This window comes from Pseudoduganella sp. GW821-FHT05F09 (assembly GCF_059419605.1).
Genome location: NZ_JBWKSD010000005.1, coordinates 607907 through 616682, shown reverse-complemented (window position 1 = coordinate 616682; position 8776 = coordinate 607907). Strand labels below are relative to the sequence as shown.

Sequence of the window (8776 nt, the reverse complement as noted above, 5' to 3'; positions counted from 1 at the left end):
GCGCTTAGCTCAGTTGGTAGAGCGGAGCCCTTACAAGGCTTAGGTCGGGAGTTCGAGCCTCTCAGCGCCCACCATCGTCGGACATGCAAAAGCCAGTTGCGTAAGCAACGGAGCGGTAGTTCAGTTGGTTAGAATACCGGCCTGTCACGCCGGGGGTCGCGGGTTCGAGTCCCGTCCGCTCCGCCAGCATCCTGAAAAAGGCCTGATTCGTCAGGCCTTTTTCTATTTCCGCGCCCGTCCGGCTGCGCGATGTGTTTCCTTAACAACAAGCGGCAGCACTCTGTCAGCCGCCGGCGGCGAAACCGGGCGACAATGTTGCTTTGCAATGTATGCCCCACGGAGCACTGCCCGATGTTCGGCTTCCTCAAAACCCCCACCATGTCCCCGCGCCTGCACCGGCTGAAACAGTCGGCGCTGTTCGCCACGCTCACGCCGCTGGAGCTCAAGATCGTGGACGATATGCTGCACGAGCGGCGCTACCTGGCCGACGAGATCATCTTCGACGAGGGCGAGGAAGGCCAGGCGCTGTACCTGGTGACGGCCGGCCGCGTGCTGATCACGCGCGCGCACGACAGCGGCGTGGAAGTGGTGGCCGAGATCGCGCCCGGCTCCTTCTTCGGCGACCTGGCCCTGCTCGACAATTCGCCCCGCAACGCCCAGGCCCGCGCGCTCGACAACTGCGAGCTGGCGGTGTTCTTCCGCGCCGACTTCATGGGCCTGATGGAAACCGACGCCGTGGTGGGCTACAAGATCTCGCTCGCGCTGGCGCGCCATATTGCGCACCGGCTGCGTGAATGGATGGCGGGCAAGCCGCAGGTCGAGGCGCTGTGATGCAGGCCTACGCCGGCAGCCCGCAGCAAGCCTCCGGCCCGGTGGTGTGGAGCGGCATTATCGCCGCCACCTGCGCCCTGCTGCTGATGCTGCAGCATACGCTGTGGCTGGCCATTCCCTTCCTGCTGGCCATTATCCTGTACTACCTGCTGATGCCGCCCATGCAGCGCCTGCTGCGCCTGGGCATGGGCCAGAGCCTGGCCGCGCTGCTGGTGGGCAGCAGCTTCCTGGTCGCCGTGGCGCTGGGCGCGCTGCTGCTCAACCTGTGGATGGCGGGACCGTCCGAACCCTGGCAGGACCTGCTGGCGCGCTATCTGAACGGCGGCCTGGGCTTCGTGCGCGGGTTGCTCGCTTCGCTCGAAGAGCGCTTCCCCATCCTGCGCGACATGCACCTGAGCCAGGCCGTGAACGCCCAGTTCGCCGCCTACAGCGAAGACTTCATGCAGCGCCACCTGACCGCCATCGTGGTGTCGGTGGCGGGCTGGCTGCCGGCCCTGCTGCTGGCGCCCTTCCTCACCTTCTTCTTCCTGCGCGACGGCCACCTGTTCAAGAAATTCCTGGCGCGCGCCGTGCCCAACGCCTTTTTCGAACGCACGCTGTGCCTGCTGCACGAGGTGGACCAGACCGCGCACCGCTACTTCCAGGGCATGCTCAAGCTCACCGTGCTGGACACGGCGGTGCTGGCCTTCGGCCTGTGGTCTATCGGCGTGTCCTCGCCGGTGCTGCTGGGGCTGATTGCGGCCATGCTGGCCTGGGTGCCGTATGTGGGCTCTATCGTCGGCTGCTGCATGGTGGTGATGGTGGCGTCCACCGACGCGCCGGGCGATCCGCTGGTGGCCTACAGCGCCATCGGCGTGTTCATCCTGGTGCGCCTGCTGGACGATTTCGTGTTCATGCCGCTGACCCTGGGGCGCAGCCTGCACATCCATCCCTTGATTACGGTGCTGATGATTTTTATCGGCGGCTCGGTGGCCGGGGTCGCGGGACTGATGCTGGTGCTGCCGCTGCTGGGCGTGGTGATGGTGGTGGGCGAAACGGTGGGCCGGCTGGTGACCAACCCGCGCCTGCGCGCACGCCACCGCAACGCCAAGGCGCTGCGGGAAAAACAGGCCAGCGCAGACCTGGTGGTCTGACGCCGGCCTTCCGTCTTAGGCTGCCACCGCGACCGGTGCAGCCACTTCTTCCTCGTCGCCCGAGCGGATCAGGTGGTCGAATGCCGACAGTGCCGCCTTCGCGCCTTCGCCGGTGGCGATGATGATCTGCTTGTACGGCACCGTGGTCACGTCGCCGGCGGCAAACACGCCGGGGATGGAGGTCTGGCCGCGCGCATCGACTTCGATCTCGCCGTGCTTGGACAGGCTGACCGTGCCTTTCAGCCACTCGGTGTTCGGCACCAGGCCGATCTGCACGAACACGCCTTCCAGGTCCACGCGCTTGTCGGCGCCGCTGACGCGGTCCTTGTAGCTCAGGCCGTTGACGATCTTGCCGTCGCCATGGATCTCGGTGGTCTGCGCCGACACGATCACGGTGACGTTGGCCAGGCTGCGCAGCTTGCGCTGCAGCACCGCGTCGGCGCGCAGTTCCGCGCCGAACTCGATCAGCGTGACGTGCTTGACCAGGCCTGCCAGGTCGATCGCCGCTTCCACGCCGGAGTTGCCGCCGCCGATCACCGCCACGCGCTTGCCCTTGAACAGCGGACCGTCGCAGTGCGGGCAGTAAGCCACGCCGTGGTTGCGGTATTCCTTCTCGCCCGGCACGTTGATTTCGCGCCAGCGGGCGCCGGTGGCCAGGATCACGGTTTTGCTCTTGAGTACAGCGCCGCTGGCGGTCGTCACTTCCACCAGCTTGCCTGCGGTCAGCTGGGCGGCGCGCTGGGTGTTCATGATGTCCACGTCGTAGGCTTTCACGTGCTGCTCCAGCGCCACGGCGAATTTCGGGCCGTCGGTTTCGGTGACCGAGATGAAGTTCTCGATCGCCAGCGTGTCCAGCACCTGGCCGCCGAAGCGCTCCGACACCACGCCGGTCTTGATGCCTTTGCGGGCGGCGTAGATGGCCGCTGCCGCGCCGGCCGGGCCGCCGCCGACGATGAGCACGTCGAACACGTCTTTCTTGCTCAGTTCTTCAGCCTGGCGGGCGCCGGCGTTGGTGTCCAGCTTGGCGAGGATCTCTTCCACGCTGGTGCGGCCCTGGCCGAAGTGTTCGCCGTTCAGGAACATCATGGGCACGGCCATGATCTGGCGTTCCTCGACTTCTTTCGGGAACACGCCGCCGTCGATGGTGGTGACCTTGATGCGCGGGTTGATGACCGACATCGCGTTCAGCGCCTGCACTACCTCGGGGCAGTTGTGGCAGGTCAGCGAGATGAAGGTCTCGAAATGGAAATCGCCTTCGAGGTTGCGGATCTGTTCGATCACGGCGTCGTCGAACTTGATGGTGTGGCCGCCCACTTGCAGCAGCGCCAGCACCAGCGAAGTGAATTCATGGCCCATCGGGATGCCGGCGAAGGTCACGGCGATATCGGTCCCGGGGCGGGTAATGGCGAACGAAGGCTTGCGCACGTCGCCGTCGGTCTTTTCGACCAGGGTGATCTTGTCGCTCAGCACGACGATGTCGGCGAGCAGGGCCTGCATTTCGCGGGCTTTGGCGGAATCATCCAGCGTCGCAACGATCTCAATCGGCTGCACGACCTTTTCCAAATAGGTTTTCAACTGGGTTTTGAGGGCTGCGTCCAACATGGTGTTTTCCTTTTTTTCGGTTGGGCGCCGGGCAAATGCGCCGGCGCCTTACTACTCAACTTATTGCTTGAAGCTTAGATCTTGCCGACCAGGTCCAGCGACGGGGTCAGGGTGGCAGCGCCTTCGGTCCACTTGGCTGGGCAAACCTGGCCTGGGTGCTCGGCCACGTATTTAGCGGCTTTGACCTTGCGCAGCAGTTCGGAAGCGTCGCGGCCGATGCCGTTGTCGTGCACTTCCATTACTTTGATCTGGCCTTCCGGATTGATGACGAAGGTACCGCGCAGTGCCAGGCCTTCTTCTTCGATCATGACTTCGAAGTTGCGCGACAGGGTGCCGGTTGGGTCGCCGATCAGCGGGTAGTTCACTTTCTTGATCGCGTCCGAAGTGTCGTGCCATGCTTTATGGGCGAAGTGGGTGTCGGTCGAAATGCCGTACACGTCCACGCCCAGTTTGGCGAATTCAGGCTGGAAGTCAGCCAGGTCTTCCAGTTCGGTTGGGCACACGAAGGTGAAGTCGGCTGGGTAGAACATGAAGACGGACCACTTGCCTTTCAGAGACTCTTCGCTCAGGTCAATGAACTTGCCAGCGTGGTAAGCGGTTGCCTTGAATGGTTTTACTTGGGTATTGATCAGAGACATTGTGGTTTCCTCGTGAGGTTGTGTATCAGTGAGATGCCAGTTTAAGGCCTGCGTCGTCATTTGAAAAATTGATTGTTCCAATTATTCCAATTGACTTTGGCTATCGCAATGCGATGACCAGACCATCATTATCCCCGTTCCGGGGAAGATGCGTTGTCGCTTCGGCAGGGTTGCGTATCGGCGCCCTGAGATAACGCAAACTCAGGCGGCTACGGACTGGGCGCGCAGCAGCGCGTCGAATTCGGCGGCGGGGAGGGGGCGGGCGAACAGGTAGCCCTGACCGTAATCGCAGCCGGCGGCGGCCAGCAGGGCGCGCTGCTCGGGGGTTTCCACGCCTTCGGCGATGACGCGCAGGCCCAGCTTGTGGGCCATGACGATGATGGCGTCCGACAGCGCCATGTCGCTCGAGTCCGGCGCCAGGTTGCGGGTGAAGCTGCGGTCTATCTTCAGGTAGTCGATGTCGAATTTCTTCAGGTAGGACAGCGAGGAGTAGCCGGTGCCGAAGTCGTCCAGCGCCACCTGGATGCCGCCGTCGCGCAGCTGCAGCAGCTGGTCGGTGACGCTGCTGCTGGCGTCGAGCAGCAGGCCTTCGGTGATCTCGATCACCACCGCCTGGCCCGGCAGGCCCAGCTCGCCCAGCAGCGCCAGCCAGCTGTCGTAGCCGCCCTCGCGCTGGAACTCCAGCGGCGACTGGTTCACGCTGAGCTGGAACTCCGGGTGCACCTCGCTGCGCCAGCGCTGCAGCCAGTGCACCGATTCGCGGAACACCCAGCCGCCGATCTCGATGATGAGCCCGCTGGCCTCGGCCAGCGGAATGAATTCCAGCGGACTGACCAGGCCGCGCGCCGGGTGGCGCCAGCGCAGCAGCGCCTCGGCCTTGTGGATGCGGCCGGTTTTCAGGTGCACGATGGGCTGGAAGTACAGCTCCAGCTGCTGGCCCTTGACGGCGCCGCGCAGGTCGTTGGTCAGGCGCATGCGGTTCAGCGCCGCCACCTGCAGCGCCGGCGTGAAGTAGCTGAAGCGGTTGCGGCCCGCGCCCTTGGCCGCGTACATGGCCTGGTCGGCGTGCTTGAGCAGGTCCTCGATGGAGGCGGCGTCGTCCGGGTACAGGGTGATGCCTATGCTGGCCGACACGAAGGCCTGCTCGCCGCCCAGCGGGAAGGGCGCGCGCAGGCTGTCGAGTATGGTCTGGGCGATGGTTTCCACGCGGCCCAGGTCGGCGGCGGCCAGCTCGCTGAGGATCACGGTGAATTCGTCGCCGCCCAGGCGCGCCACCGTGTCGCACTCGCGCACGCAGGCGCCGATGCGGTGCGCCGCGTCCACCAGCAGCACGTCGCCCTGGTGGTGGCCCAGCGTGTCGTTGACTTCCTTGAAGTGGTCCAGGTCGATGAACAGGATGGCGATGCGGCTGCCGTCGCGCCGGCACTTGACGATGGCCTGCTCCAGCCGGTTCTGGAACATGCGCCGGTTCGGCAGCTGGGTCAGGGTGTCGAAATTGGCCTGCTGCCACACCAGCGCCTCGGTCTGCTTCTTGTCGGTGATGTCCTCTATCATGCACAGGTGGTGCGGCTGGCCGCCGGCGCCGCCGGAACTGCCGGCCTCGAGCGCGGTGATGGAGGCCTCCACCCACACCACCGAGCCGTCCGGCCGCAGCAGGCGCTTGGCCAGCTTGAAGCCGGCGATGCGGCGCGCCGCCAGCTGCGCCACCTGCTCCTGCTCGGCCGGCACGTCGTCCGGATGGCTGATGTCGCGCCAGCTGCTGGCCTTCATCTGCTCCAGCGAACGGCCGGCGATTTCCAGGTAGCGCGGATTGATGTCGCGGAACCGGCCGCTGGCGGTGTCGATCAGCGCAATGCCCATGGGCGCCGCCTCGAACATGGTGCGGAAGCGCGCCTCGCCTTCGCGGATGGCTTGCTGGGCGCGGCCGCGCTCGCGCGCCAGCAGCGCCATGTGCACGCCCGCCCCCAGCAGCAGCAGCACGCCGCCGCCGGCCAGCGCGCGGTACAGCCAGGCCAGCGCGCGGCCGCCGTCGGCCTGGTACAGAAAGCCGTCGAAGCCGGCGCCGCGCTCGATCAGGCCCAGCTCGGTGTACACGTCGGCGATATGCTGCCAGCGGTCCGGGTTCATATAGCCCACTTCCACCAGCACCGGCTGCACCAGCGCCACCATGGCGCGCGCCTCGTACAGCAGGTGGCGGCGATCGTTGCGGCGCGAATACTTGTTCAGGATGAGGTCGGCGGTTTCCTCCTGGTGGCTCATGGCGTACTGCCAGCCGCGCATGCTGGCGGCGCGGAAGGCCTTGACCCGCTCGGGATGGGCTTTGAGTTCGCGCTCGCTGGTGAACAGGTTGTCGCCGTAGAAGTCGATGCCGGCGTTGCGCGGGCTGTACAGGTCGTAGGGGAAGCCGGCCCGGTCCAGCAGGTCCGGCTCGTTGGTGGCGTAGACCGCCATGGCGTCGACCTTGCCCGAGATCAGGTCGTCCGGGTTGTAGCTGTGCTCAACGCGCCGCAGGCTGGACGGCGCGATGCCCTCCTTGCGCAGATAGGCCATCAGCTCGTCCGCCTGGTTCAGGTCGTCGGACAGCGAGCCTATCATCACGCGCTTGCCGGCCACCCGGTGCACGTCCGGCGCGGCCGCGCTTTGCGCCATCGCCAGCGCATACGGCGAATGCTGGAACACCACGCCCAGCACCACCACCGGCTTGCCGGCCAAGCGCGCCAGCAGCAGGCTGCTGTCGCCCACGCCATAGTCGGCCTGCCCGGCCAGCACCCGGCGCTCGGGCTCGCGGCCGCCCGCGCCTTCGCGGATCTGCACGTCCAGCCCCGCTTCGCGGTAATAGCCCTGCTCCAGCGCCGCGTAATAACCGGCGAACTGGAACTGGTGGCTGTGCTTGAGCTGCAGCACCACACTCTCCTGCGCCAGCGCCGGCGCGGGCAGCACGCAGCAGGCGCAGAGCGCCGCCAGGCGGGCCAGCAGGCCAGGGAGTGCGGTCAGGCGGCGCGGCAAGGCGGGTCCGGTCGGGGCGGGACGGCGGCTGGCGCCGTCCCTACTGCACAACCAGCACGGGCACACGCTGGTCGGTGGTCTGGCCGTTGCCCAGCTGGCCGTCGGCGTTCAGGCCCCAGGTCCACAGGGTATTGTCGAGCAGCATGCCCATGCTGTGGGCGGTGCCGGCCGAGACCGAGGTCCAGCCGGTGGAGGTGCCGATCTGCACCGGCGCGGTCTGGTCCACCAGGGTGTTGTTGCCGACCTGGCCGTTGCTGTTGGCGCCCCAGGCCCACAGCGTGCCGTCGGTGCGGATGGCCACGGTGTGCTTCAGGCCGGCCGATACCACGGACCAGTTGTTGGCGGTGCCCGCCAGCAGCACCTGCACCGGCACGGAAGAGTTGGTGGTGGTGCTCAGGCCCAGCTGGCCGGCGGCGTTGTCGCCCCAGGTCCACAGGGTGCCGTCGGTGCGGATCGCGGCCGAATGGCCGCCGCCGGCCGACACGCTGGCCCAGCTCTGGGTGCCGATCTTGACCGGCGCGGTGACGGCGGTGGCGCTGGCCGAGCCGTTGCCGAGCTGGCCGGTAATATTGCCGCCCCAGGCCATCAGCGAGCCGTCGCTGCGGCGGCCCAGGGAATGGATGTCGCCCGCCGCCACGGCGGTCCAGGTATCGGTGCCGATCTTCACCGGCGCCAGGCGCGGCAGCACGGTGCCGTCGCCCAGCTGGCCGTTGAAGTTGCGGCCCCAGGCCCACAGCGCGCCCTTGTCGTCGATGCCCAGGCTGTGCGCCTTGCCGGCCGCCACGTACAGCCACTTGCCGGTGCCGATCTTGGTCGGCACCAGCTTGTCGACCGAGGTGCCGTCGCCCAGCTGGCCGTTCTGGTTGAAGCCCCAGGCCCACAGCGAACCGTCGGCGCGCAGCGCCAGCGTGTGGAATTCACCCGCCGCGATCTGCTTCCAGGTGGTGTTGGCGCCGGCCACCACCACGGGCTTGCTGCGGCCTATGGTGGTGTTGTCGCCCAGCTGGCCTTGCAGATTGGCGCCCCAGGCGTACAGATTGCCGTCCTGGTGGCGCACCACGTTGTGCTTGCCGCCCGCCACGGCGGCGGCCCACTGGCCCTTCACCGTCACGTTGACGCTACCGGTGACCGCGCCGACGGTGGCCGTCACGGTGTCGGCGCCGACGTCCTTGGCGGTGACCAGGCCGCTGCCCGCCACCACGCTCAGGGCTGGGCCCTTGACGGTCCAGGTGACGCCGGTGGCCACGGCGGCGCTCTTGCCGTCCGAGTAGGTGCCGGTGGCCACCATTTGCTGGCTTGCGCCTATCGCCAGCGTGAGGGTGGCCGGCGTGACCGCCAGCGACACCAGCGTGGGCGTGGTAGGCGTGGTGGGGGTGGTCGGGGTGCTGTCGCCACCGCCGCCGCCGCCGCAGGCGGCCAGCAGCGCCAGCACGGGCGCCAGGAGCAGGGTTTTCAAGCTGAGGGTGTTTTTCATTTTCTTCCAGTCAGTGTCGCGAATGCAGGGGCGCGAGTCTGCCGCCAGTGTAGCCGCATCCCGCGCGCCTCGATCAGGGGAGCTGGGCAGAA

The 8776-nt window shown here is 66.8% G+C and carries 6 protein-coding genes and 1 tRNA gene; 3 read left to right on the top strand and 4 right to left on the bottom strand.

All coding sequences use genetic code 11. The features are described 5' to 3' along the window. The first annotated feature begins 109 nt into the window (after positions 1-109). From AC07S4_RS19705 to AC07S4_RS19695, 3 genes are all read left to right on the top strand, one after another. A tRNA-Asp gene (locus AC07S4_RS19705) sits at positions 110-186 on the top strand. 165 nt (positions 187-351) lie between these two features. Continuing rightward, positions 352-831, top strand: a complete 480-nt coding sequence (locus AC07S4_RS19700) for a cyclic nucleotide-binding domain-containing protein (RefSeq protein WP_494988247.1) — start codon at positions 352-354, stop codon at positions 829-831. Next, the gene (locus AC07S4_RS19695) at positions 831-1964 is read left to right on the top strand and encodes an AI-2E family transporter (RefSeq protein ID WP_494988246.1); all 1134 of its coding nucleotides are present in this window, start codon (positions 831-833) and stop codon (positions 1962-1964) included. Before AC07S4_RS19700 ends, AC07S4_RS19695 begins: the two co-directional genes overlap by 1 nt. Before the next feature lie 15 nt (positions 1965-1979). On the opposite strand, the gene ahpF is transcribed toward AC07S4_RS19695, so the two are convergent. The 4 genes from ahpF to AC07S4_RS19675 all read right to left on the bottom strand — a co-directional run bounded on the left by ahpF (position 1980) and on the right by AC07S4_RS19675 (position 8684). Next, complete coding sequence (gene ahpF / locus AC07S4_RS19690) at positions 1980-3566, bottom strand: alkyl hydroperoxide reductase subunit F (RefSeq protein WP_494988245.1); 1587 nt, start codon at positions 3564-3566, stop codon at positions 1980-1982. Between the two features lie 74 nt (positions 3567-3640). After that, positions 3641-4204: an alkyl hydroperoxide reductase subunit C gene (gene ahpC / locus AC07S4_RS19685; RefSeq protein ID WP_107869450.1), complete on the bottom strand. Its 564-nt coding sequence runs from the start codon at positions 4202-4204 to the stop codon at positions 3641-3643. Positions 4205-4405: 201 nt separating this feature from the next. Further along, complete coding sequence (locus AC07S4_RS19680) at positions 4406-7210, bottom strand: EAL domain-containing protein (RefSeq protein ID WP_494988244.1); 2805 nt, start codon at positions 7208-7210, stop codon at positions 4406-4408. Between the two features lie 40 nt (positions 7211-7250). Further along, complete coding sequence (locus AC07S4_RS19675; RefSeq protein ID WP_494988243.1) at positions 7251-8684, bottom strand: RCC1 domain-containing protein; 1434 nt, start codon at positions 8682-8684, stop codon at positions 7251-7253. Positions 8685-8776 lie beyond the last annotated feature (92 nt).

Bases quoted from the DNA above. Each gene is read 5' to 3' on its own strand.
- AC07S4_RS19700 (WP_494988247.1), top strand. From the start codon at position 352: ATGTTCGGCTTCCTCAAAACCCCCACCATGTCCCCGCGCCTGCACCGG.
- AC07S4_RS19695 (WP_494988246.1), top strand. From the start codon at position 831: ATGCAGGCCTACGCCGGCAGCCCGCAGCAAGCCTCCGGCCCGGTGGTG.
- ahpF (WP_494988245.1), bottom strand. From the start codon at position 3,566: ATGTTGGACGCAGCCCTCAAAACCCAGTTGAAAACCTATTTGGAAAAG.
- ahpC (WP_107869450.1), bottom strand. From the start codon at position 4,204: ATGTCTCTGATCAATACCCAAGTAAAACCATTCAAGGCAACCGCTTAC.
- AC07S4_RS19675 (WP_494988243.1), bottom strand. From the start codon at position 8,684: ATGAAAAACACCCTCAGCTTGAAAACCCTGCTCCTGGCGCCCGTGCTG.